This is a genomic window from Achromobacter sp. SIMBA_011 (assembly GCF_046535435.1).
Classification (GTDB): domain Bacteria; phylum Pseudomonadota; class Gammaproteobacteria; order Burkholderiales; family Burkholderiaceae_B; genus Achromobacter; species Achromobacter dolens.
On sequence record NZ_JAWRWN010000002.1, the window covers coordinates 844,181 to 866,382 of the forward strand.

General features: G+C 67.9%; 20 protein-coding genes. 7 read left to right on the forward strand and 13 right to left on the reverse strand.

The genetic code is table 11. From position 1 onward, the window contains the following. The first annotated feature begins 53 nt into the window (after positions 1-53). Positions 54-2,762: an autotransporter outer membrane beta-barrel domain-containing protein gene (locus SB816_RS11025; protein ID WP_410546960.1), complete on the forward strand. Its 2,709-nt coding sequence runs from the start codon at positions 54-56 to the stop codon at positions 2,760-2,762. A gap of 160 nt (positions 2,763-2,922) precedes the next feature. Here the strand turns inward: SB816_RS11025 and SB816_RS11030 are convergent, their stop codons facing one another. The 4 genes from SB816_RS11030 to SB816_RS11045 all read right to left on the reverse strand — a co-directional run bounded on the left by SB816_RS11030 (position 2,923) and on the right by SB816_RS11045 (position 7,501). Continuing rightward, entirely contained in the window at positions 2,923-3,429 is a 507-nt protein-coding gene (locus SB816_RS11030; protein ID WP_082401924.1) for a GNAT family N-acetyltransferase, read from the reverse strand. A 165-nt stretch (positions 3,430-3,594) separates the two neighbouring features. Beyond that, a complete protein-coding gene (locus SB816_RS11035; protein WP_064525742.1) occupies positions 3,595-5,118 on the reverse strand; it encodes an amidase in 1,524 nt (507 codons plus the stop codon). 11 nt (positions 5,119-5,129) lie between these two features. After that, positions 5,130-6,116: a Bug family tripartite tricarboxylate transporter substrate binding protein gene (locus SB816_RS11040; protein ID WP_100503481.1), complete on the reverse strand. Its 987-nt coding sequence runs from the start codon at positions 6,114-6,116 to the stop codon at positions 5,130-5,132. Then, on the reverse strand, positions 6,113-7,501 hold the full coding sequence (locus SB816_RS11045) for a D-serine ammonia-lyase (protein WP_410546961.1): 1,389 nt from the start codon (positions 7,499-7,501) through the stop codon (positions 6,113-6,115). Before SB816_RS11045 ends, SB816_RS11040 begins: the two co-directional genes overlap by 4 nt. A gap of 123 nt (positions 7,502-7,624) precedes the next feature. On the opposite strand from SB816_RS11045, the gene SB816_RS11050 reads away from it, so the two are divergent. Further along, complete coding sequence (locus tag SB816_RS11050; RefSeq protein ID WP_410546962.1) at positions 7,625-8,584, forward strand: LysR family transcriptional regulator; 960 nt, start codon at positions 7,625-7,627, stop codon at positions 8,582-8,584. Between the two features lie 88 nt (positions 8,585-8,672). Here the strand turns inward: SB816_RS11050 and SB816_RS11055 are convergent, their stop codons facing one another. Then, the gene (locus SB816_RS11055) at positions 8,673-8,990 is read right to left on the reverse strand and encodes a hypothetical protein (RefSeq protein WP_410547126.1); all 318 of its coding nucleotides are present in this window, start codon (positions 8,988-8,990) and stop codon (positions 8,673-8,675) included. Positions 8,991-9,056: 66 nt separating this feature from the next. Continuing rightward, positions 9,057-9,476 carry a GNAT family N-acetyltransferase gene (locus tag SB816_RS11060; RefSeq protein WP_205412702.1) on the reverse strand — a complete coding sequence of 140 codons (420 nt, stop codon included), beginning with the start codon at positions 9,474-9,476 and terminating at the stop codon, positions 9,057-9,059. A gap of 61 nt (positions 9,477-9,537) precedes the next feature. On the opposite strand from SB816_RS11060, the gene SB816_RS11065 reads away from it, so the two are divergent. After that, complete coding sequence (locus tag SB816_RS11065) at positions 9,538-9,780, forward strand: hypothetical protein (RefSeq protein WP_064523154.1); 243 nt, start codon at positions 9,538-9,540, stop codon at positions 9,778-9,780. A gap of 261 nt (positions 9,781-10,041) precedes the next feature. Here the strand turns inward: SB816_RS11065 and SB816_RS11070 are convergent, their stop codons facing one another. Together SB816_RS11070 and SB816_RS11075 are read right to left on the reverse strand one after the other, a co-directional pair. Beyond that, entirely contained in the window at positions 10,042-11,007 is a 966-nt protein-coding gene (locus SB816_RS11070) for a 2-hydroxyacid dehydrogenase (RefSeq protein ID WP_410546963.1), read from the reverse strand. A 185-nt stretch (positions 11,008-11,192) separates the two neighbouring features. Further along, positions 11,193-12,188, reverse strand: a complete 996-nt coding sequence (locus tag SB816_RS11075) for a Bug family tripartite tricarboxylate transporter substrate binding protein (RefSeq protein ID WP_054502295.1) — start codon at positions 12,186-12,188, stop codon at positions 11,193-11,195. A gap of 174 nt (positions 12,189-12,362) precedes the next feature. On the opposite strand from SB816_RS11075, the gene SB816_RS11080 reads away from it, so the two are divergent. Then, entirely contained in the window at positions 12,363-13,253 is an 891-nt protein-coding gene (locus tag SB816_RS11080) for a LysR family transcriptional regulator (protein WP_054482681.1), read from the forward strand. Positions 13,254-13,418: 165 nt separating this feature from the next. Here SB816_RS11080 and SB816_RS11085 read toward each other — a convergent pair whose 3' ends face one another. The 4 genes from SB816_RS11085 to SB816_RS11100 form a co-directional block, all read right to left on the reverse strand. Further along, a complete protein-coding gene (locus SB816_RS11085; RefSeq protein WP_410546964.1) occupies positions 13,419-14,003 on the reverse strand; it encodes a hypothetical protein in 585 nt (194 codons plus the stop codon). Continuing rightward, the gene (locus SB816_RS11090; RefSeq protein WP_410546965.1) at positions 14,000-15,304 is read right to left on the reverse strand and encodes a YcxB family protein; all 1,305 of its coding nucleotides are present in this window, start codon (positions 15,302-15,304) and stop codon (positions 14,000-14,002) included. The genes SB816_RS11085 and SB816_RS11090 overlap by 4 nt, the downstream gene beginning before the upstream one ends. A gap of 355 nt (positions 15,305-15,659) precedes the next feature. Further along, positions 15,660-16,049, reverse strand: a complete 390-nt coding sequence (locus SB816_RS11095) for a DCC1-like thiol-disulfide oxidoreductase family protein (RefSeq protein ID WP_006387081.1) — start codon at positions 16,047-16,049, stop codon at positions 15,660-15,662. Positions 16,050-16,298: 249 nt separating this feature from the next. Next, positions 16,299-16,919, reverse strand: coding sequence for a DUF2239 family protein (locus tag SB816_RS11100; protein WP_410546966.1), 621 nt, complete (start codon positions 16,917-16,919; stop codon positions 16,299-16,301). Positions 16,920-17,128: 209 nt separating this feature from the next. On the opposite strand from SB816_RS11100, the gene guaB reads away from it, so the two are divergent. The 3 genes from guaB to SB816_RS11115 all read left to right on the forward strand — a co-directional run bounded on the left by guaB (position 17,129) and on the right by SB816_RS11115 (position 21,811). After that, positions 17,129-18,589, forward strand: coding sequence for an IMP dehydrogenase (guaB, locus tag SB816_RS11105; RefSeq protein ID WP_006387084.1), 1,461 nt, complete (start codon positions 17,129-17,131; stop codon positions 18,587-18,589). A gap of 120 nt (positions 18,590-18,709) precedes the next feature. Beyond that, positions 18,710-20,302, forward strand: coding sequence for a glutamine-hydrolyzing GMP synthase (guaA, locus tag SB816_RS11110; RefSeq protein WP_410546967.1), 1,593 nt, complete (start codon positions 18,710-18,712; stop codon positions 20,300-20,302). A 306-nt stretch (positions 20,303-20,608) separates the two neighbouring features. Further along, the gene (locus SB816_RS11115) at positions 20,609-21,811 is read left to right on the forward strand and encodes a tyrosine-type recombinase/integrase (RefSeq protein WP_031688679.1); all 1,203 of its coding nucleotides are present in this window, start codon (positions 20,609-20,611) and stop codon (positions 21,809-21,811) included. 89 nt (positions 21,812-21,900) lie between these two features. On the opposite strand, the gene SB816_RS11120 is transcribed toward SB816_RS11115, so the two are convergent. Next, on the reverse strand, positions 21,901-22,146 hold the full coding sequence (locus SB816_RS11120; protein WP_410546968.1) for a helix-turn-helix transcriptional regulator: 246 nt from the start codon (positions 22,144-22,146) through the stop codon (positions 21,901-21,903). Between the last annotated feature and the right edge of the window lie 56 nt (positions 22,147-22,202).

Here is a 22,202-nt window from a genome sequence, read left to right on the forward strand (position 1 = left end):
CGCCGCGTGCCGTAGTGCTCGCGTGTGGCTCGCATCTACTTGGGAGGAATGTCGTGGTCGACGAAAAGCGTAAGCGTGCCGGGTGGTCAAGGTGGATAATCCTGGCCGCTTCCGCCGCCAGCCTCTCGAATCCCGTTGGCGGGCAAACGGTCTCCAGTACCGGCGACGTGCAGCCCGGGCCGGTGGTATCGCCGGACTGGGACGTCGGCGGCGACCTCATCGTCGGCGATTCCGCCACCGGCACGCTGACCATCAGCAATGGCGGGTCGGTGCGCAACGATTGGGCCTTCATCGGCAATCTCAACGGCGGCGTGGGCACGCTGACCGTGACGGGTATCGACGGCAGCGGCAAGGCGTCCAGTTGGACCAGCCTCAGCGCCGTGTATATCGGCACCGACTCGGGCAGTACCGGCACGCTGCGCATCCTGGACGGCGGCGTGGCGCAAAGCCAGTCGGGCACCCTTGGCGGCAGTGCCGGCAGCGTCGGCACGGTTGTCGTATCCGGTGCGCGATCCACCTGGAATCTCAACACGGTCAGCGCCTTCCTGATCGGTTCGGACGGCAAGGGCACGCTGCAAATCGACAATGGCGGCGCCGTGCATAGCGGCCAGGGGATGATCGGCTGGAACGCCGGCAGCGAAGGGCACGTTACGGTATCGGGGCGCGCATCGGTCTGGGACCCGCTGAACAACATCTACGTCGGTTTCGACGGCACCGGGGAGCTGCTGGTGCAGGATGGCGCCACCGTGCACACCGAGGCGTCGACCCGCCCCGGGGGCGCGGCATCGATCTACATCGGCAGGGGCGTGGGCGGCATCGGCACGGTGACCGTCTCGAGCACGACGGGCGACATCTCGACCCTCTCGTCCACGGACCGCATCGAAGTCGGCTCGGCGGGCACGGGAACGTTCACGGTCGCGAAGGGCGGCCTGGCCATCGCGGCCGTTGATACATGGGTTGCCACCGACGGCACGGCCACCGGCACGCTGAACCTGACCGGCGACGCCAGCGGTCGTGGCGTGCTGGAGACGGGTTCGGTCATCAAGGGCGCGGGCAATGTCACCGTCAACCTGAATGGCGGCGTCCTGCGCGCCAACCGGGACGAGGCCAATTTCCTGAGGGGCTTTGCGACGCAGGCGGTGGGCGCCGGCGGCGCCTGGTTCGACACGAACGGCCATGATGTCGGCGTGCGCACCGCTTTCTCCGGCACATCCAGCCTCAACAAGCTGGGCGCTGGAACGCTGACGTTGTCGGGCAACAGCGCGGCCTTCACCGGCAACACCGAGGTGCAGGCCGGTACGCTGCAGGTCGACGGCGTCCTGGGCGGCCCGGTGGATGTGCTGACCGGCGCGCGGCTGACCGGGACCGGACGCGTCGGCGCGACGAGCAACAAAGGCACCATCGCGCCGGGCCCGCGCACGGGCTTCGGCACCTTGACGATTGCCGGCGACTACGCCGCGCAGGGCGGCAACCTGGAAGTCCGCACCCGACTGGGCGGCGATGACTCGCCGACCGACAAGCTGGTGATCACCGGCGCCACCGCGGGCGCCACGCCGGTCACCGTGAAGAACATCGGCGGCGCCGGCGCGCAGACACAACGCGGCATCCAGGTCGTGCAGGTCAACGGCGTCTCCGCGGGCCAATTCAACCTTGCCAACGGCGACTACGTCATCGGCGGGCGCCCGGCCCTCGTGGCGGGCGCCTATGGCTATGTGCTGCAGCAGGATCCGGCCGACGGCGGTTGGTATCTGCGCTCGTCCCTGGCCGACCTCGGCGCGCCCCAGGTCGGCAGCGGTTCGCCGGCCGCACAGCGCCCGTTGTACCAGCCCGGCGCGCCCGTCTATGAAGCCTACGCCAACACGCTGCTTCAATTGAGCCGTCTGCCGACGCTGCGTCAGCGCGTGGGCAATCGCCTTTATGATCCTGCGGACAGCGGCCGCAACGGCGTATGGAGCCGGGTCGAGGGATCCACGGCCAGGCTTGAGCCCTCGGTGTCCACCACGGGCCAGCACCAGAATATCGACAGTTGGAAAGCGCAATTCGGCGTGGATCGCATCCTGTCGGGCGAGCCGGGCGGCTCGCGCCTCGTGGGCGGTCTGGCCTTGCACTATGGCAAGGCCGACACCCGAGTGTCGTCAGTGTATGGCAATGGCACGATCGACACGGCGGCCTACGGCCTGATGCCGACGCTGACCTGGTACGGCAAGGACGGCCTCTATGTGGATACGCAGGCGCAGGCAACCTGGTTCGACAGCGACCTGAAGTCCCGGCTCGCGGGCAAGCTAAAGGATGGCCAGCACGCGCGCAGTCTTGGCCTCGGTATCGAAGCGGGCAAGGCCTTCTCCTTGAACGATCGCCTGGCCCTGATCCCGCAGGCTCAGCTTGCGTACGCATCGACGCACTGGGGCAGTTTCAATGACAGGTTTGGCGCTCGCGTCGACGGCGACAAGGGCAACAGCCTTATGGGCCGCTTCGGTGTGGCGCTGGACTACAAGCGCGAGTCTCAGGCCGGCGGGCGCAACGGTGAAGCGAGCGTCTACGGTGTCGTCAACCTCAAGCACGAGTTCCTGGACGGGACCCGCCTGCGGGTTGCCGATGTGCCGTTCAGCAGCCGAATGGCGCGCACCTGGGGCAACCTGGGCGTCGGCGCCAATTACGGTTGGGGCGGGCGCTATGCCATCTACGGTCAGGTCGACGCCGATGCGGATTTCTCCGGCAGCTATGTCGTCACTGCCACCGCAGGGTTCAGGATGTCGTTTTAGCGGCAGGGCCGACTTTGAACGCCAGCCAGTGGCAATCGCGGCGATGCAGAAATCTCCATGCTGGACCGTGAAATCGGGAAAGGCATCGACGATTTCCCATTCGCCGCAGCGGTCGGTGAAGGCGCTGACCCGGCGGGCGAAGGGAAGACGTGCCGCCGGATCAGGCCCGGGGCGCCCGCAGTCTTGCCATGCTGTACACGTCCGCGTAGCGCCCATCGCGGATGGCGTAGTCGCGCAACTGGCCCTCGACCTCGAAGCCATGCTTGCGATAGAGCCCGACGGCGGCCTCGTTGTCGCAATAGACCATCAGCTCGACCCGACGCAGGTTCATCCAGTCGTCCGCGACCCGCAGCAGCTCGCCCAGCAGGCGGCTGCCGATGCCCTGGCCCTGCCAGGCGCGGGCCACCCCCATGCCGATGGCGCCCGAGTGGCTGCGGCGCACGCGCGCGGACTGCTCCAGGCTGGCGCTGCCGACGACCTCGCCCAGGTGGGTGGCGACCAGCGCCAGCAGGCGCTCGTTGTCCGGGGCCAGCAGCCTTCGCCAGCGCTCGGGCGACTGGTAGGGCATCTGCAGCACCTGGCGGGCGACGTCGGGATCGTTGTAGAGCGCGGCCATGCCGGGCAAGTGGTGCTCGGCGAGGCGTTCGATGAGGATGGGGGAGGTCACGGGGGCGGCGGCAAGGGAATCGGGCAACGCCAATGATAGCGCCGGCCCAGCCTGGCCCGCCCAGCCCCGGTTCGACCGATCCGAACCCGACCCGATGCTTCCGCGCTGCCCCACCCGCCTGACTCCGCGCTTGAACTGCCAAGACTCGGCGAGCAAGCCTCGGCCTCACACCGCCGACACGCTCCCCGCCGCGCTGCCCGATGCCGTGCCCGGCGGCGCCGTCACGATCGACGTCAATGCCGGCTCCGCCGCCTTCAGCCCCGCCAGGTCCGGCCGCGGCCGCCGCAGTTCCTCATTGCCCGCGAACGCGGACTCCATCCCCTGCGCCGCCGCCAGCACCTCGCGATCCCCGCGGAACCTGCCCACGATCTGCAAGCCGAACGGCATCCCCTTGTGATCGCGCCCGCAAGGCAGCGTCAGCGCCGGATGCGTGGTCAGCGTGATCACATACGTCAGCGCCAGCCAGCGGTAATAGTTCTCCTGGCGCTTGCCGTTGATGGCCTCGGCATACAGCCGCGTCCACGGAAACGGCGACACCGGCGTGGTGGGCGACAGGATCAGGTCGTAGTCGTCGAAGGCGCGCTGGAAGCGCTTGATCAGGCGGGTCTGCTCGGCCTGCGCCCAGGCGCAGTCCTTCAGGCTCATGGCCGCGCCCATCTCGAAATTGGCGCGGGGGTTGGGGCCGAGGCTGGCAGGGTCCTTCTCGTAGGCCTCGCGCATGCCGGCCACGAAGGCTTCGGCGCGCAGCACGTCGAAGCAGCGGTGGGCCTCGCCGAAGTCGATCTCGATGGGATCGCAGGCCGCGAACAGGTGGCGCATGGCGGCGATCTTGGCGCGGAAGGTGGCGCGGATGCCGTCGTCCACGTCGCACAGCCCGAAGTCTTCGCTGTAGGCGACGCGCAGGCGGCCCAGGTCGGCGTTGCCTGGCGCCAGGAACTGCAGCGGATCGAGCGGATAGCTGAGCGGGTCGCCGGCGTCCGGGCCGGCGCTGGCGGCCATCTGCAGGCAGGCGTCGGCCACGGTGCGGCCCATCGGGCCGACCACCGAGATCGGCGTCCAGCCCAGCGGCTTGCGCACGCTCGGCACCACCCCCGGCGACGGCCGGAAGCCGACCACGCCGCACTTGGCGGCGGGGATGCGCAGCGAGCCGCCAGTGTCCGACCCGGTGCACAGCGGGAACAGGTCGCTGGCCAGCGCCGCGGCCGAGCCGCCCGAGGAGCCGCCGGCATTCAGGTTCGGGTTGAAGGGATTGCCCGTCGCGCCCCACACCGTGTTGCGCGAATTGGCGCCCGCGCCCATCTCGGGCACGTTGGTCTTGGCGGCCACGATGGCGCCGGCGTGACGCAGGCGCGCCACCAGCGTGACGTCCTCGGTCGGCACGTGGTCGCGGTAGATCGGCGAGCCGAAGGTGGTGAGCAGGCCGGCGGTGGGCTCCAGGTCCTTCACGCCCAGCGGCAGGCCATGCAGCAGGCCCAGCGTGTCGCCGGCCATCACCGCCTGCTCGGCCGCGCGCGCCTCGATGCGGGCGCGCTCGAAGGCCGTGGCGGTGACGGCGTTGATGTACGGGTTGACCGCCTCGATGCGTGCAATGCACGCCTCCAGCAGTTCCACCGGCGACAACTGGCGCGCGCCGATAAGGCGCCGCAGTTCCACCGCGGATAACGAGACGAGCGAATCGTCCAGGGTCATGAGTGCTTCCTTCAATCGATCTTGATGTTGGCGCGCTGCGCGACGTCGCGCATCTGCGGCAGTTCCTTCTGGATCAGCGCTTCGCCCTCGGCGGCGCTGGAGAAGGCCGCCTCGAAGCCTTGGGCTTCCAGGCTCTTGCGCACGTCGGGCGATTCGACCGTGGCGCGCAGGGCGGTTTCCAGTTTGGCCTTGACGTCCGCCGGCAGGCCGCGCGGCGCGGTGAACATCAGCCAGGTGTCCATGGCCACCGACGGATAGCCTTGTTCGGCGAAGGTCGGCACGTCGGGCAGGAAGGCCGAACGGGTCGGGGCCGACACCGCCAGCACGCGCACCTTGCCCAGCTTGCTCTGCGGCAGCGCGGCCGCCACGGTGTCGACCGAGAACGGAATCTGGCCGCCGATCAGGTCGGTCATGGCCGGCGCGCTGCCCTTGTAGGGGACGTGGATCATCTTGATGCCGGCCGCGGCCAGGAACGCCTCGCCGACGAAGTGCGCGGTGGTGCCGGCGCCGAACGAGCCGTAGGCGGGCGGTTCCTTCTCGCGCGCCTTGGCGTAGGCGACCAGTTCCTTCAAGTCCTTGACCGGCACCTGCGGATTGGCCAGCAGCGCCAGCCCGGTGCGGCCCACGATGCCGAGCGGCTCGAAGCTCTTGACCGGGTCATACGGCAGCTTGGCCTGGATCGCGGGGTTGACCGTGAAGGTGGTGCCCGAGCTGACCAGCAGCGTGTAGCCATCGGGCGCGGCCTTGGCGACGTAGCCGGCGCCGATCGCGGTGCCGGCGCCCGCGCGGTTCTCCACCACTACGGTCTGGCCCAGTTCCTGGCCGAGCTTCTGCGCGATGACGCGGCCGAGCACGTCGGTCGCGCCGCCGGGCGGAAATGGCACCACCAGCGTGATGGGGCGGGTCGGATAGCCGGTCTGGGCGCTGGCCGGGGCGGGGGCGGCAAGGGCGCCCGCCAGGGTGACACCAAGGGCAATCAAGGCAGTCTTCATGTTCATGCTCGACGAGAGAGGTGGAAGGACGGCGCGTCGGTCGGCGCCTGGGGGGCGGCCGCGAGTCGTTGCCCGCGGCTCAGGAATCGGTCGTACTCTTCGGCCGGCACATACAGCCCGCCGGTGGTCCAGGCCAGATGCGTGGCGCGCGTCAAATGCGGCAGCAGGCCGCGCTGGCGCAGCCACTGCTGCCCGGCCGGGCTGCCCAGCAAGTGGCGCGGCCCGGAAAACCCGGCCGCCGCCGACGGCTCGATGCGCAGGCCCTCGCTGTCGTGCAGCCGCGCCAGATCGCCGTACAGGGTGTCGTCGGCGACGGTGTAGACGCCGGCCAGCGACTGGCCGACGGCGGCATACGCCAGGTCGGAGGCGCGCGGCACTGCCAGGCCGTCGGCCTCGGTCTGGTTGGTCAGGCCGATGTCGTAGACCGACGGCGGCACCGGCACGCCGGGCAACTGGCCATGGCCGGCCATCATGCGCAGCAGAAAGCAGGGCGACTGCACCGGTTCGGCAAAGAAGCAGTGCGCGTGCGCGCCGTACAGCAGCCACAGGCCGAAGGCGATGCCGCTCGGCGCGCCGCCCACGCCGCAGGGCAGGTAGACGAACAGCGGATGCTCGGCATCGACCACGATGCCGGCCTGCGCGATCTGGTCGCGCAGCCGCAGCGCCGCCGCCGCGTAGCCCAGGAACAGCGAGGCCGAGCGCTCGTCGTCGACGAAGTAGCCGCGCGGGTCGGCCTCGACCTGGCGGCGGCCGGCGGCCACGGCCTTTTCGTAATCGCCGGGGTGTTCCACCACCTCGACGCCCCGGGCGCGCAGGCGCGCCTTCTTCCATGCCTTGGCGTCGGCCGACATGTGCACGGCGGCGCGAAAACCCAGCGCCGAAGCGATCACGCCGATCGACAGGCCCAGGTTGCCGGTCGATCCGACGGCCACCTGGTATTGCGCGAAACAGGCGCGGGCCGCAGGCGCGGCGAGCTTGCGGTAGTCATCGCCGGGCGCGATCAGGCCTTGCTCCCAGGCCAGCTTCTCGGCGAACTCCAGCACCTCATGAATGCCGCCCCGCGCCTTGATCGAGCCGGCCACCGGCAAAGCGTGGTCGGCCTTGATCCACAGGCGTCCGCCATCCGGCGCCAGGCCCAGCGCCTGCTGCATGGCGGCGGCCTGGCGCAGCGGCGACTCGATCACGCCGGCCGAGGCTTCCAGTTCGGGGAACAACTGCGCCAGCAACGGCGCGAAGCGCGTGAAGCGGTCGTGGGCCGCCTGCACGTCGGCCAGGCCGAAGGGGACGCCGGTGTCGGCCGCGCCGCCATCGGGGCGGGTCCACAGCAGCGGTTGCGCCGCGCGCAACGCCTGCAATGAAAAAGCGGGAACGGAAGCCTGGGACGGGGTCATGCCTGCGTGTTCCATAGAGGGAGCGTCATGCAACGGTCACATCCTAGGCGGCGGCTCCGTATTGCGGCAATATGAATTGCTAGAATCATTCATTGCGTTTTACGCAAACCAAGGGCAAACCCGATGAACCCGCAAATCCTGCAGGAAATGGCCGTGCGCTACTTCCTGGAAGTGGCGCGCTGCGGCTCCGTCAGCGTCGCGGCGGAGCGGCTGGACGTGGCGCCGTCGGCGGTCAGCCGCCAGATCGCCCGGCTCGAACGCGAATTGGGCACCCTGCTGTTCGAGCGCCGCTCGCGCGGCATGGCGCTCAACGCCGCCGGCGAACTGCTGGCCGCCCACGCCAAGCGCGCGCACCAGGACGTGGAGCGCGTTGCCGGCGAGATCATGGGCCTGCGTGGCTTGCGTCAGGGGCTGGTGCGGGTGGTCTGCACCGAAGGCTTCGCGCATGACTTCCTGCCGGCCGCCATCGCCGTTTTCCGCCGGCAATACGCCGGCATCCGTTTTTCGCTGGACGTGTGCTCGCAGCGCGAGGTGCCCGTCCGGGTGCGGGACGGCACGGCCGATATCGGCGTCACGCTCAGCCTGACCTCGCACCATGACGTACGGGTCGAGCTGCGCATGCCGGCGCCGGTGCGCGCGGTGGTGGCGCCCGACCATCCGCTGGCGGGCCGGTCCGAGGTATCGCTGGCCCAGTTGATGGCCTATCCGCTGGCCTTGCCCGATGCCGATTCGACGCTGCGGCAGCTGATCGACATCAGTTGCAGCCGCCAGCAGTTGTCATGTGAACCGATGTTCTCCAGCCGCAGCGTCGACGCGCTGGTGGCGTTCGCGGGGGCGGGCGGCGGCGTGGCGTTCTGCGGCGAACTGGCGATCCGTTATCGCCTGCGCGCCGGGCAGGTGGTGGCCCTGCCGCTGCGCGACCGCGAAATGAACGAACGCCACTTCGAGGTGCAGACGCTGGCCGGACGCGTGCTGCCCGAGGCGGCCAAGGCCTTCATCGCCAGCCTGCGCGCGCAACTGCACGCGGACGGCGGCGCGGCGCCGGCGCGCTGGCGGGAGAGCGGCGCGGCGCCCGCGCCTTAGCGGGAGCGGGGCGCGGCGCCCGCGCCTTAGCGGGAGCGGGGCGCGGCGCCCGCGCCTTTATTGGGAGAGCGTTGCGACGCCCGCGCATTTAGTGCGAAAGCGGCGCGACGCCAGCGCCTTGGCGCGGTGTCGCGATCATGGCGGCCTGGCGCGCGGCCAGCCAGGCGCGGCCCTTGGGTGTCAGCGTGGCCACGGCGGTCCCGGCGTCGCCGGCAGATCGGCGCGCCAGATCCACCAGGCCGTTGCTGGTGGCGTCTTCCCAGGCCGACAGGCGCGGACACGAAGTGCGCCACGCCTCCATGATGTCGGCATAGGTGCGGGGGTGCTCGGCAACCCAGATCAGGAACTGCGTCAGGTTGCCCAATTGCGAGGCGCTGGCCTCGATGGCGGGGGTGTCGTCGGACATGGCGTGCTCCAGGCGCGAAGTACCGGTTTTCACGATACTCCTGCGCCGGCGCCGTGTCCCGGCCCTCTACTGGCTGATGACTTTTTTCATCGATGGCGCCGCATGCAGCGTGTATTGCTCGCGTTCATAGAATGGAATCGCGTCGGGCCGGGCATCCAGGAACACCGCCCCCATGCCGCGAGCGCGCGCATCCGCCTCGGCGTAGGCCATCAGCGCGCGGCCGGCGCCGCTGCCACGCACGGCCTCGTCGACCACCAGATCGTCCACATGCAGATGCGGACCGCGCGCCAGCGTGTGCACGGGCCGCATGCCCATCACGCCGATCAGCCTGCCGTCGCGGTAGGCGCCGACCAGTTCGTAGCCGCCATGCGATTGCCGCCGCACGCGCTGCAGGAATTCGGCTTCATCGAGGGCGGTGCGCAATTGGCTGATCAGGGGAAAGGCCTGGGCCCAAGCGGACGGCTCGATTCTGCTGCAGATCACCATGATGTCTCCGGATCGTTTGGCGGCAGGCTACCATGGTCCGGCCCCAAACAGAGGAGCGGCCATGGAAGAAGCATTGAACGGATTTCAGATCACGCGTGGCGCGTTGCAGGTCCAGGACGGCTACGTGCCGGTCATCGAGGCGCGGGGGCCGGCGCCCGACGGCCGCATCCTGCATGGCGCGGTGGCGGTGACCGAATACGGCGTGTTCGAGGATCAGGAAGAGGCCATCAACGCCGGTTGGACGATCCGGGTGCGGTCGATCGCGGCGCGCGCCGATGGGCTATCCATCACGATCGATGCGTGACGCGGGCAATCGCGTCGAATGTGGGGCGATGGCGCCGCAATCGCGGAAAAATGCCAATACGCCTGGGCGGAGATTGCTGGCGTCCCGACTCGCCCCCAGGTGCCGATGCAAAAAAAATCCGGCCCGAAGGCCGGAAAAAACTTACAACAACAAGCACAACGGCTCGCCGGCACGAGCCAGTGCGGTGAGAAATTTATCATGTATGAGATAAATTACAAGATGTAGTGTCCATTAAATGGACGCTTGCTGCGGCCATCCCTCTCAAACCACCCGCGTCACCGTCTTGCCGTCGCGGAACCAGCCGTCCAGGTTGGCCAGCATCAGGTCCGCCATGGCCCGCCGGGTTTCGTGCGTGCCGCTGGCGATGTGCGGCAGCATCACCACGTTGTCCATCGCGTTCAAGGCGGTTGGCGTGGCCGGTTCATGCTCGAACACGTCCAGGCCCGCGCCGGCGATGGCGCCGCTTTGCAGCGCCTGGACCAGCGCGGCTTCGTCGACCACCGTGCCGCGCGCAATATTGATCAGCCAGCCGCGCGGACCCAGCGCCCGCAACACCTCGCCATTGACCAGGTGGCGCGTGGCGCCGCCGCCCGGCACTGCCAGCACCAGGAAATCGCACTCGGCCGCCAGCGTCGTGATGTCCGGGCAATAACGGTAGTGCGCCGGCGCGTCCGCGCGCGGCTTGCGGTTGGTGTACAGGATGGGCATATCAAATGCTTCGGCGCGCCGCGCGATCTGCAGGCCGATATTGCCCAGTCCGACGATGCCGCAGCGCTTGCCGCTCATGCGCGTGCCCAGGCCGAAGCCTTCCTGCGGCCAGCGGCCGGCGCGCACGAAGCGGTCGGCCTCGGCGATGCGGCGCGACGCCGCCAGCATCAATGCCAGCGCGGTGTCCGCCACGCAGGCATCGAGCACGCCCGGTGTGTTGGTGACCCGCACGTCGCGCGCCTGCGCCGCCGCCAGGTCGATGGTGTCGTAGCCCACCCCGAAACTGAATACGCCTTCCAGCGCCGGCAGCGCGTCGATCAGCTCGCGCGATGCGCCGAAGCGGCCGCTGGTGGCGATGCCGCGGATCGCCGCGCCGTGGTCGCGCAGCAGCGCCGCCTGGTCGGGGCTTTGCCACCAGCGGTGCACGCGGTAGCGCGACTCCAGTTCGGCGGTCAGTTCGGGCAGCAAGGGGCCCACCATCAGCAGGTCGGCGAGGGGCTGGGAAGCAGTCGTGGTCATGTCGGGTGTCATGGTTGTTGCAGCGACCCGCGGGCGCGGGATTCGCAAGAAAAGGGGCGGCGGGACGACCGAAGAGGAAAGCCGTCTGCGCCGGGACGGACAGGGGGCAAAAAAAATGGGCGGTGCGCAATGCCGCGCCCTCGGGGCGCGTCATCGCATCGTGGGCGGTCGCCTCGCCCGCCCGATCATTGGGTCTGGATATGCCGTGTCTTGATGATCTCCCCGTAGCGCGCGCGTTCGCTGGCCGCCAGCGCCTGCAGTTCCTGCGGCGTCGAACCGTGCGCCAGCGCGCCCTGCGATTCGAGCTTGGCCTGCATCGCCGGGTCGCTGGCCACTTCGCGGATCGCGGCCGACAGCTTGTCGATCACCGCCTGCGGCGTGCCCGCCGGCGCCAGCACCGCCGTCCATGAGCCGGTCTGCGCATTCTTGACGCCGGCCTCATCGATGGTCGGCACGTCGGGCAGGGCGGGCGAACGCGTCGCGCCGGTCACCGCCAGCGCGCGCAGCTTGCCGGAGTTGACGTAGGGAATGGTCTCCAGCACCGATGCGAACAGCATGTCGACGCGGCCCGCCATCAGGTCGGTCATGGCCGGGCCGCCGCCCTTGTAGGGCACGTGCATCAGGTCGGTGCCGGTGGCCTGCTGGAAAATCTCGCCCGACAGGTGCGGCGCGCCGCCGGTGCCGGAACTGGCGAAGGTGTGCTTGCCCGGTTGCGCGCGCGCCAGCGTCACCAGGTCCTTCACGTTCTTGGCGGGCAGGGTGGTGGGCACCACCAGCACGAACGGCAGGTCCGAGAACAGCGATACCGGTGCGAACGCGGTGGCCGGATCGGAATGCAGCTTGTAGATCCACGGATTGATCGCCAGCATGCCCGAATTGGCGAACAGCAGCGTGTAGCCGTCGGGGTTGGCGCGCGCCACCAGATCGGCGGCGATCTGCCCGCCGGCGCCGGGGCGGTTGTCCACCACCACCGAGGCCGCCAGCTTGTCGCCCAGCGCCGCCGCCAGCAGGCGCGCGGAAATGTCGGTGCCGCCGCCCGGCGAGAACGGCACGATCAGGTTGATCGGGCGGTCCGGGAACGGCGCGGCCTGCGCCGCGGCGGGCAGGGCGCCACAGGCGGCCAGGGCCAGGGCCGCGGCAAGGAAGCGGCGGCGCGGGCGTGCGGAATTGCGTGTCTCCATGGTCTTCTCTTTGTAGTAGTGAGCGGCGCGGGCCGCGGAAAGTCGATGCTGCGATGGCACTCCTTTCGCGGGGCGGAAAAACGCGCCCCGGTGCTGCGGCCGAGTATAGGAACGCCGGCCGATGGATGACTATTCGAGCTATAAATAGCATTGATCAATTCAAGGATTGAATCGATGGAATTCCGCCAGCTCGAATGCTTCATCGCCGTGGCCGAGGAGCTGCACTTCGGCCGCGCCGCCCAGCGCCTGTGCATGACGCAGCCGCCGCTTTCGCGCCAGATCCAGTTGCTGGAGCAGGACCTGGGCGTGACGCTGTTCGAGCGCAGCAGCCGCCAGGTCGAACTGAGCGCCGCCGGCCGCCGTTTCCTGCGCGACGCGCGTCACCTGCTGGAGTATTCGGCCCGCGCCACCGCCAGCGCCCGCCGCACCGCCGGCGGCGACGCCGGCCACATCACGCTGGGCTTCACGGCGGTGGCCTCGTACCGCCTGATGCCCTCGCTCATCATGCGGGCCCGCAAGCGGTTGCCGGGCGTGGAGATCCAGTTGCGCGAAACCGTCAGCACCGACCTGTCGCGCCTGCTGCTGGCGCGGGAACTGGACGCGATCCTGGCGCGCAGCGTGCCGCAGCAGGCCGGCATCGAGGCCCGCCTGATCGAGCGCGAGCCGCTGGTGCTGGCGCTGCCGGCGGATTCACCGCTGTGCGAACAGGAGGTGGTGCCGCTGCGGCTGCTGCAGGGCCAGCCCTTCGTGCTGTATTCGCCGCGCGAAGGCAAATACTTCTATGACCGCATCGTCGGCGCGTTCGGCCTGGCCGACGTGCAGCCCGACTACGTGCAGCGCGCCAGCCAGACGCATACCTTGCTGGCGCTGGTGCGGGCCGGACTGGGCGTGGGCATCGTGCCCGATTCGGCGCGCGAGCTGCGCCTGGAGGGGGTGGAGTTCCGGTCGCTGGGCCAGCGCGACCTGTATGCCGATATGTACCTGGCCTGGCATGCGCAGCACGACAACCCGGCGTTGGCCGCGTTCCTGCGGCAGGTGGCCGAGGTGCTGCCCCCCGCGCCCTGACGGGGGCGACAGCCGGGGGCGCGCCAGGCGTGTCGTCGCCGTTCAACGCGATGGGAAGGGCATTGCGCAGGCGCCCGTGGCGTTCAACGCGATGGGCAGGGCATTGCGCAGGCGTCCGTGGCGTTCAACGCAACCGGCCAGGGCATTGCATGGCGTTCGCGGCGTTCAACGCGACACGGCGTTCGCATCCGACTTCAGGCTCTCGATGATCCGCAGTCCGTCCCGGTGGCGCTGTTCGCCGGTCTCGCACGACTTGCAGATCGCGCCGACGTACAGGCCGTCGACCACCGTCTCGGCGAACACGCCCGACCGGTACTGGTGCCGCGCATCGGTCTCGACCCGGTACCAATCCCGATCGCCGATCCGCACCCGCTCCAGCGGCTGGCGGATATCGGCGTCGGGACTGGTCGCGCGCAGCACCGCCCGCAACCGGAAATAGCGCTTGAGCGGCGAGGCATAAAGCGCTTGCAAGCGGGCGTCATCGTCGTCGCCTTCGAGCGGCTTGGCCTGCATCAGCAGGGTGCAGGTTTCCTGCGTCTGTTCGCAGGCCTCGCTTTCGCAGACCAGTTGCACGCGCCGCATGCCGCTGCGCGAGACCTCGCCTTGTGGCGAGCCGTCCACCACCCAGCCATCTGGCAACTGCACCGACAGGCCATGCGGCAGATCGAGGGTGTCGGCGGAAGCGGCGGGCGCCAGCGCGCCAAGCGCCGCGCACAGGGCCGTCAGGCGGATCAAGGCCGGCCCGCTCATGGCGTACCCCCGCGCTGGCGATGATCGCCGCCCGCGCCGCCCGTGAGGGCGCGTTCGAACAGCGCCAACTGCTCCGCGTCCAGCGCGCGTCGGGGCAGGATCAGCGGTTCGCCCTCCCGCCGCATCAGGATCAGGTGGTCGCCTTGCCGCTCGACCCGGTCGAAGCCGGTCGTCGCGAAGCTGTTGATCCACCCGTCCTGCCGGACTTCGAGCCGGTCGTCATACAGCCGCGCCTCGTGTTCCTCGGCCGGCATGCGCCGGTGCATCTGCCCGGCCAGCTTGTACGCGTGGCGGCGCCGGGACCAGGGATGCAGCAGAATGATGACGGCCAGGATGGCCCAGAACCCCAGCGTGATCTTCCAGAAACTGTCCGTGAACATCTCGCCGAACAGCGGCCAGGCATAGCGCAGCGGCACCCGCTCGGGGTCCAGCAGCCACAGCAGCACGAATATCAGCGGCACCAGCAGGGCGGTCAGCGCGAAGGCCAGCAGGAAACCGCGCCGGCGGCGCCGCCGCATGCCGGGACGTTCGATCTGCCACGAAATCGCGGCGGCCCGGTCTTCCTGGTTCAGCAGGAAGCGCGTCGTCAGCAGCGGCGGCGCGGCCTCGGGCGCCTGCCGCGCTTGCGGCGGGTGCTGCGTCGCGTCCGGAGCGCCGGCGTGGCAGGATGCGGCCCACGCCTTGATGCGCGCCACCTGCTCGTCGGATAGCGCCTGTCGCGGCAGGGCGTACACGTCCTCGATGTTGCGCAACTGGATGAACAGGTGTTCGGAGGTCTCGGCAAGCCCCTGGATGCGCGAGCACGCCATGGCCGTCTTGCGTCCCGGCAGGGTGACGGTAAGCCCGCCAGGCTGAAAGTAATAGAGCGGGTGGATGGTCTGGTCGAGCCCTTCGTCGCGGCACCAGCGCGCCAGGCGCCCGCGCACGATCGCCGGATGGCGGAAGTAGTAGATCAGCACCGGGATGGCCACGACCAGGATGGGCACGCCGTCCAGCCCGAACAGGTCGTGAAAGAAGCGCGAGAGGAACGGGCCGAAGCCCTGCTCGCCGCTATCCCGCCAGGAAGAGAACCCCAGCATCCCCAACAGTGCCAGCACCACCCACGTCAGGAAGTACAGCGCGCGCCGCCGGGCGGCCCCGAACATGTCCGCGTAGCTGAACAGCGCGGCCGCGATGCGGTCCTGCAGCGTGATCGGCGCGGTCAGCGAGAAGCCGTCGGCCGGCATCGCGCCGGGCGCTTCGTCCAGGGGCGCAACGGGCGGCGTCAGCGTGCCGTCGGCAGCGGTGCTCGGCTCGGGCATGGGGTCTCCGTCAGGGGGGGGATCCGCAATTTAGCATTGCTGCGGGGCGGGGCGGGGCGGGGCGGGACGAGCCGAGACGGAACTAGGCTAGGCGGGACGGGGAGAGGCGCGGCGGGGAGAGGCGCGGCGGGGAGAGGCAGGGCGCGATGAGGCAGGACGCGATAAGGCAGGGCGCGATGAGGCAGGACCCGGTGAGGCAGGACGCGGTGAGGTAGGACGCGGTGAGGCAGGGCGCGATGAGGCGGGGCGCGGTGAGGCAAGGCGCGACGAGGCGAGGCAACGCGGCGAGGCAAGGCAAGGCAAGGCAAGGCAAGGCAAGGCAAGGCAAGGCGCGCGACCAAGCGCGCCGCCGCTGTCAGGCCGGCATCTTCTTTTTGCCCAGCAGCGCCAGCGTCAGCGCGCGGCCACGGCTCATGAAGGGATACAGCGCCGCCGACAGGCACGGGCGGCGGAAGATGGCGGCATTGATCTGGTTGAACAGGTCGCTGTCGGAACTGAGCAGCGCCAGCCGGTTGATGCAATCGGCGCCCCAGTAGATGTGCCCCTCCAGCCGCAGCAGCATGCCGTCGTTCAGGTCATAGCCACGGTCGCGGAAATACGCCACCAGTTCGGGATGCTGGCGCATGTCGAGCAATTCGACCGGGCCGACGGCCTTGCGCAACTGCACCATCCGCACGTAGTTGGTGCAGAACGGGCAGTCGCCGTCGTACAGCAGGAAGTTGCGGGGCGCGGTATCCGTATCCATGACGTACAGCTTACCAGCGGCGGGCGTCGCTTGCTTGGGGCGCCGGGATGCCGCCGACGCACGATTGGAAGCGGCGCATGACGCGCGCGACGCCATGCGCCAGCGGCGCGCGCAGCCATGCGGCGCAGCGACGGCCCGCAGTCATGGTGGGGAGGTATGGGGCGCAGGTGTGTGGCGCAGGTATGTGCGTAGGGATAAGGCGCAGGAACAGGCCACCGGGACCGCGCCCAGCGATACGCGGCTTGCCGCTCAGGCCTGCTCATCCGCCCACGCCAGCGCCATGGCGTAATCGCGCACGTCCGCCGGCCATGCGGCCACCTGCCGCGTGAAACCCGCGCGATCATCGGCATACAGCGCCCGCGTGGCCTCCTCGAAGCCCGGCAGGTTGCCGCCCATGCTCGACATGAAGTGATAGGCCGCTTCCTGCCGTTGCCGCTGCTGGTCGCGCGCCTCGTTGTCGCGGCGCGCCTGTTCCACCAGTTTGCGCAGCGCCACCGACGCGCCGCCCGGCTGCGCCGCCAGCCAGTCCCAGTGGCGCGGCAGCAGCGTCACCTCGCGCGGCACCACGCCCAGCTTGGGCCGTCCGCGCCCGCGCGGGGCGGCGTCGACGTGGTCCGCTTCCTCGGCGGGCGCGGGGGCGGCATCGGCCGGCGCCTGATAGCGCGCGCGGATGTCGGCGTCAGCGCCGCGCAGGTCCAGGTCGACCTGCTTGCCGGTGTGGTCGTCGAACACCAGAATCGCGCCGTCGCCATGACGGTTGGCGTGACCGTCCTGGGCCTGCTTGACGGCCAGGGCGACCTCGGCGAGCGCGCCACGCGCCAACAGGCGGTGGCCTTCGAAAGCGGTATGGGGAAGGAGAGGTTGGGTCATGGCGTACAGGGGTTTTATTTACCCGGATAAATTTAATGTCTGGCATTGTGCGGCTTGCCAAAGTGCTTGTCAATATAACCCGGGTAAAAATAGTGCAAGGTCGCAACGCCTATTGAAAAAAGTCGCAAAAATTCCGTCCCGACCTAGGGTCAACACCTAGTCAAAACACGTCAGCGGCGTATAATCTTGCTTTGCGCCCGGAGTTACCCATGCGTCTCGTTCAAAAAGCGCTCACCTTCGACGATGTGTTGTTGGTGCCTGCGTATTCCGAGGTGTTGCCGCGCGACACCTCCCTGGCCACGCGCCTCACCCGAAACATCTCCCTGAACATCCCCCTTGTGTCCGCCGCCATGGACACGGTCACCGAATCCCGCCTGGCGATCGCCATGGCCCAGGAAGGTGGCATCGGGATCATCCACAAGAATCTGTCCGCCGACGCCCAGGCCCGTGAAGTCGCCCGCGTCAAGCGCCACGAATTCGGCATCGTGATCGATCCGGTCACCGTCACCCCCCAGATGAAAGTGCGCGACGCCATTGCGTTGCAGCGCCAGCATGGCATCTCGGGCCTGCCGGTGGTGGAAGGGCGCAAGCTGGTGGGCATCGTCACCAACCGCGACCTGCGCTTCGAAGAGAACCTGGACCAGCCCCTGCGCAACATCATGACGCCGCAGGAACGCCTGGTCACCATGAAGGAAGGCGCCACGCTCGATGAAGCGCAGGCCCTGATGCACAAGCATCGCCTGGAACGCGTGCTCATCGTCAACGACGGTTTCGAGCTGCGCGGCCTGGCCACCGTCAAGGACATCGTCAAGAACACCGAGCACCCGCTGGCCAGCAAGGACGCCCAGGGCCAATTGCGCGTCGGCGCCGCGGTCGGCGTCGGTGGCAACACCGAAGAGCGCGTTGAAAAGCTGGTCGCCGCCGGCGTCGACGTGCTGATCGTCGACACCGCCCACGGCCACTCCAAGGGCGTGCTGGAAGGCGTGCGCTGGGTCAAGCAGAACTATCCCAAGGTCGAAGTCATCGGCGGCAACATCGCCACCGCCGCCGCGGCGCGCGCGCTGGTCGAGCACGGCGCCGACGGCGTCAAGGTCGGCATCGGCCCCGGCTCGATCTGCACCACCCGTATCGTCGCCGGCGTCGGCGTGCCGCAGATCCACGCGATCTCCGAAGTCGCCAAGGCGCTGGAAGGCACGGGCGTGCCGCTGATCGCCGACGGCGGCATCCGCTACTCGGGCGACGTCGCCAAGGCCCTGGCCGCCGGCGCGTTCTCCTGCATGATGGGCGGCATGTTCGCTGGCACCGAAGAAGCGCCGGGCGAAGTGGTGCTGTTCCAGGGCCGTTCGTACAAGTCGTACCGCGGCATGGGCAGCCTGGGCGCCATGACGGAAGGCTCGGCCGACCGCTACTTCCAGGACCCGGCCAACAACGCCGACAAGCTGGTCCCCGAAGGCATCGAAGGCCGCGTCCCCTACAAGGGCAGCGTGCTGGCCATCATCTACCAACTGGTCGGCGGCATCCGCGCCTCCATGGGCTACTGCGGCGCCGCCACCATCGACGACATGCGCACCAAGGCCGAATTCGTGGAAATCACCTCCGCCGGTGTCCGCGAATCCCACGTGCACGACGTACAGATCACCAAGGAAGCGCCCAACTACCGCGCCGACTGATCCCCGTACAGTCAACTACAATGTCATGCATCACGCACCGGCAGAACCGCAAAATCAGTCAGCGGGTCTGCCGGTGCGGTTTTATTTACAGCGATTTCATTCCTTACCGGTAGAGTCTCCATGCACCAGCGCATCCTCATTCTCGACTACGGTTCGCAAGTCACCCAACTGATCGCCCGCCGCGTGCGCGAAGCCGGCGTCTACTCCGAAGTGCACCCGGGCGACGTCGACGATGCCTTCATCCGCGACCAGATGGCGCAGGGCCTGAAGGGCATCATCCTGTCGGGCAGCCACGCATCGGCCTACGAAGAAGGCTCCATGCGCGTGCCGCACGCCGTGTTCGAGCTGGGCGTGCCCGTGCTGGGCATCTGTTATGGCATGCAGTCCATGGCGCAACAACTGGGCGGCGTGGTCAGCTTCTCCGACCACCGCGAATTCGGCTACGCCGAAGTCCGCGCCCACGGCCACACCAAGCTGCTGGAAGGCCTGGAAGACTTCACCACCGCCGACGGCCACGGCATGCTCAAGGTCTGGATGAGCCACGGTGACAAGGTCACCGAGCTGCCGCCGGGCTTCAAGCTGATGGCCTCCACGCCGTCCTGCCCCATCGCCGGCATGGCCGACGAAGATCGCCGCTTCTACGCCGTGCAGTTCCACCCCGAAGTCACGCACACCGTGCAAGGCAAGGCCATGCTGGCCCGCTTCGTCAACGAGATCTGCGAATGCCAGGGCGACTGGAACATGCCCGACTACGTCGCCGAAGCCGTCGCCCGCATCCGCGAGCAGGTTGGCGAAGACGAAGTCATCCTCGGCCTGTCCGGCGGCGTCGACTCGTCGGTGGCCGCGGCCCTGATCCACAAGGCCATCGGCGACCAACTGACCTGCGTGTTCGTCGACCACGGCCTCTTGCGCCTGGACGAAGGCAAGCAGGTCATGCAGACCTTCGCCGAGAACATGGGCGTCAAGATCATCCACGTCGACGCCACCGCCCAGTTCATGGGCAAGCTGTCCGGCGTGGCCGACCCCGAAGCCAAGCGCAAGATCATCGGCCGCGAGTTCGTCGAAGTGTTCCAGGAACAGGCCGGCAAGCAGAAGAGCGCCAAGTGGCTGGCCCAAGGCACTATCTACCCCGACGTCATCGAATCGGCCGGCGCCAAGACCGGCAAGGCCACCTCGATCAAGTCGCACCACAACGTCGGCGGCCTGCCGGACACGCTGAACCTGAAGCTGCTGGAACCCCTGCGCGAACTGTTCAAGGACGAAGTCCGCGAACTGGGCGTGGCCCTTGGCCTGCCGCCGCAGATGGTCTACCGCCATCCGTTCCCGGGCCCGGGCCTGGGCGTGCGCATTCTGGGCGAAGTCAAGCATGAATACGCCGAGCTGCTGCGTCGCGCCGATGCGATCTTCATCGAAGAGCTGCGCAATACCAAGGACGAGGCCAGTGGCCTGACCTGGTATGAACTGACCTCGCAGGCGTTCGCCGTGTTCCTGCCGGTGAAGTCGGTGGGGGTGATGGGGGACGGTCGGACGTATGAGTACGTGGTCGCGCTGCGCGCGGTGCAGACGTTTGACTTCATGACGGCTGATTGGGCGCCGTTGCCGCATCCGTTGCTGGCTCGGATTTCCTCGCGGATTATCAATGAAGTGCGGGGGATCAATCGGGTGGTGTATGACGTGTCGAGCAAGCCGCCTGCGACGATTGAGTGGGAGTGATTCGGCGTTTGGCACAGGCTGGCACCGAGTAGCACGAGAACACACCTAAGCCCGCGTCGCTGCGGGCTTTTTTGTGATTATGTCCGGCACTGGCCGGCAATCTTTGGCATCGCTAAGCACTGTTTTTTCATGGCATGATGAATGGTATTGAATGCTTCGATGCCATGAGATGCCATCGATACCATGTAGCCATCTTTCTGGTTCTCATGGTATTGATATGTCGTAACACAATGATTTTATTGTGTTTTTACGCCAGAATGGATTGATTCCAGATCATGGTATTTGAGCCGAATCAGGGCGAGAATCATGCTGACCGATACCAAGCTGCGTAACCTCAAGCCGAGGGACAAGCTCTACAAGGAAAACGACCGTGACGGCCTCTATGTGGCCGTCACGCCCGCCGGGGCGATCTCGTTCCGCTACAACTACTCGATCCACGGCCGGCAGGAGACCATCACCTTCGGCCGCTATGGCGTTGGCGGCATCACCCTTGCGGAAGCCCGCGAGCGGTTGGGCGAGGCCAAGAAGATGATCGCGGCCGGGAAGTCGCCGGCCAAAGAGAAGGCGCGGGACAAGGCCCGCGTCAAGGATGCGGAGACGTTCGGGGCGTGGGCGGAAAAGTGGCTGCGCGGCTACCAGATGGCTGACTCCACCCGCGACATGCGCCGTTCAATCTACGAGCGCGAGCTGAAGCCTAAATTCAGCAACCAGAAGCTGGTGGAGATCACCCACGAGGACTTGCGGGCGCTGACCGATGCCATCGTGGAGCGCGGTGCACCGGCGACCGCAGTGCATGCTCGCGAGGTGATGTTGCAGGTCTTTCGCTGGGCCATCGAGCGCGGCCAGAAGGTCGAGAACCCGGCAGAGCTGGTGCGGCCGACAACTATCGCCAAGTTCGAGCCGCGCGACCGTGCGCTGACGCCCGACGAGATCGGTCTGATGTATCAGTACATGGAGCGCATCGGCACAACGCCATCCATTCGGGCTGCCGCCAAGTTATTGCTGCTGACGATGGTGCGCAAGAGCGAGCTGACCAACGCGACCTGGAGCGAGATCAACTTCAGCGAGGCGCTTTGGACCATCCCGAAGGAGCGGATGAAGCGACGCAATCCGCACCTGGTGTTCCTGTCCCGGCAGGCGCTGGACATCTTCATTGCCCTCAAGACCTTTGCCGGCGGATCGGACTACGTGTTGCCGTCGCGGTACGACTCGGACTTGCCCATGAGCAGCGCCACGCTCAACCAGGTGCTGACGCTGACGTATCGGCTGGCGCAGAAGGAAGGGAAGTCGCTCGCCAAGTTCGGGCCACATGACTTGCGGCGCACGGCCAGCACGTTGTTGCATGAGGCCGGCTACAACACGGACTGGATTGAGAAGTGCCTGGCGCACGAGCAGCGAGGCGTCAGGGCCGTCTACAACAAGGCCGAGTACCGCGAGCAGCGGACGGCGATGTTGCAAGACTGGGCGGACATGATCGACGAATGGACACTGAAGCGGCCGAAGGCGTAAGCCAGAAGATGACAGTTCGCTCGCCTGTCCGAACATCGAGGCATGGTCCCGGGTTTCATTGACACTTGAGGGGCGCTGCGTTTTAGCCGCTAAAAAGTGGCTGCTGCGACCGACGGGGTGAAGCCGGGACGCATGGCCTGAGTGCCCGATGCCTTGCGCGCCTCTATCCATTCCTCGACCTCGGCCAAGTCCCAGGCGACGTTTCGGCTGGTGAGCGCAATGCGACGCGGAAACCCCCCGCGCTGCTCCATATTGAAAATCGTGCGCTCAGACAGCGGGATCATCGCCAGTAGCTTCTTGCGGTTGATGAGCATCTTACTTGTCGTTGTCTGCATCCCTTGGCCTCTTTCAGTCACTTGCGAACATGTGCCTGATGGTGCCTGTGAGTGCG

What these genes read in the sequence shown, in the direction of transcription:
- SB816_RS11085 (WP_410546964.1), bottom strand. Translation starts at nt 14,003, where the DNA reads ATGAGCGGGCCGGCCTTGATCCGCCTGACGGCCCTGTGCGCGGCGCTT.
- guaB (WP_006387084.1), top strand. Translation starts at nt 17,129, where the DNA reads ATGCGTCTCGTTCAAAAAGCGCTCACCTTCGACGATGTGTTGTTGGTG.
- SB816_RS11075 (WP_054502295.1), bottom strand. Translation starts at nt 12,188, where the DNA reads ATGGAGACACGCAATTCCGCACGCCCGCGCCGCCGCTTCCTTGCCGCG.
- guaA (WP_410546967.1), top strand. Translation starts at nt 18,710, where the DNA reads ATGCACCAGCGCATCCTCATTCTCGACTACGGTTCGCAAGTCACCCAA.
- SB816_RS11090 (WP_410546965.1), bottom strand. Translation starts at nt 15,304, where the DNA reads ATGCCCGAGCCGAGCACCGCTGCCGACGGCACGCTGACGCCGCCCGTT.
- SB816_RS11060 (WP_205412702.1), bottom strand. Translation starts at nt 9,476, where the DNA reads ATGGTGATCTGCAGCAGAATCGAGCCGTCCGCTTGGGCCCAGGCCTTT.
- SB816_RS11055 (WP_410547126.1), bottom strand. Translation starts at nt 8,990, where the DNA reads ATGTCCGACGACACCCCCGCCATCGAGGCCAGCGCCTCGCAATTGGGC.
- SB816_RS11080 (WP_054482681.1), top strand. Translation starts at nt 12,363, where the DNA reads ATGGAATTCCGCCAGCTCGAATGCTTCATCGCCGTGGCCGAGGAGCTG.
- SB816_RS11065 (WP_064523154.1), top strand. Translation starts at nt 9,538, where the DNA reads ATGGAAGAAGCATTGAACGGATTTCAGATCACGCGTGGCGCGTTGCAG.
- SB816_RS11120 (WP_410546968.1), bottom strand. Translation starts at nt 22,146, where the DNA reads ATGCAGACAACGACAAGTAAGATGCTCATCAACCGCAAGAAGCTACTG.
- SB816_RS11070 (WP_410546963.1), bottom strand. Translation starts at nt 11,007, where the DNA reads ATGACCACGACTGCTTCCCAGCCCCTCGCCGACCTGCTGATGGTGGGC.
- SB816_RS11050 (WP_410546962.1), top strand. Translation starts at nt 7,625, where the DNA reads ATGAACCCGCAAATCCTGCAGGAAATGGCCGTGCGCTACTTCCTGGAA.
- SB816_RS11040 (WP_100503481.1), bottom strand. Translation starts at nt 6,116, where the DNA reads ATGAACATGAAGACTGCCTTGATTGCCCTTGGTGTCACCCTGGCGGGC.
- SB816_RS11115 (WP_031688679.1), top strand. Translation starts at nt 20,609, where the DNA reads ATGCTGACCGATACCAAGCTGCGTAACCTCAAGCCGAGGGACAAGCTC.
- SB816_RS11100 (WP_410546966.1), bottom strand. Translation starts at nt 16,919, where the DNA reads ATGACCCAACCTCTCCTTCCCCATACCGCTTTCGAAGGCCACCGCCTG.
- SB816_RS11035 (WP_064525742.1), bottom strand. Translation starts at nt 5,118, where the DNA reads ATGACCCTGGACGATTCGCTCGTCTCGTTATCCGCGGTGGAACTGCGG.
- SB816_RS11095 (WP_006387081.1), bottom strand. Translation starts at nt 16,049, where the DNA reads ATGGATACGGATACCGCGCCCCGCAACTTCCTGCTGTACGACGGCGAC.
- SB816_RS11045 (WP_410546961.1), bottom strand. Translation starts at nt 7,501, where the DNA reads ATGACCCCGTCCCAGGCTTCCGTTCCCGCTTTTTCATTGCAGGCGTTG.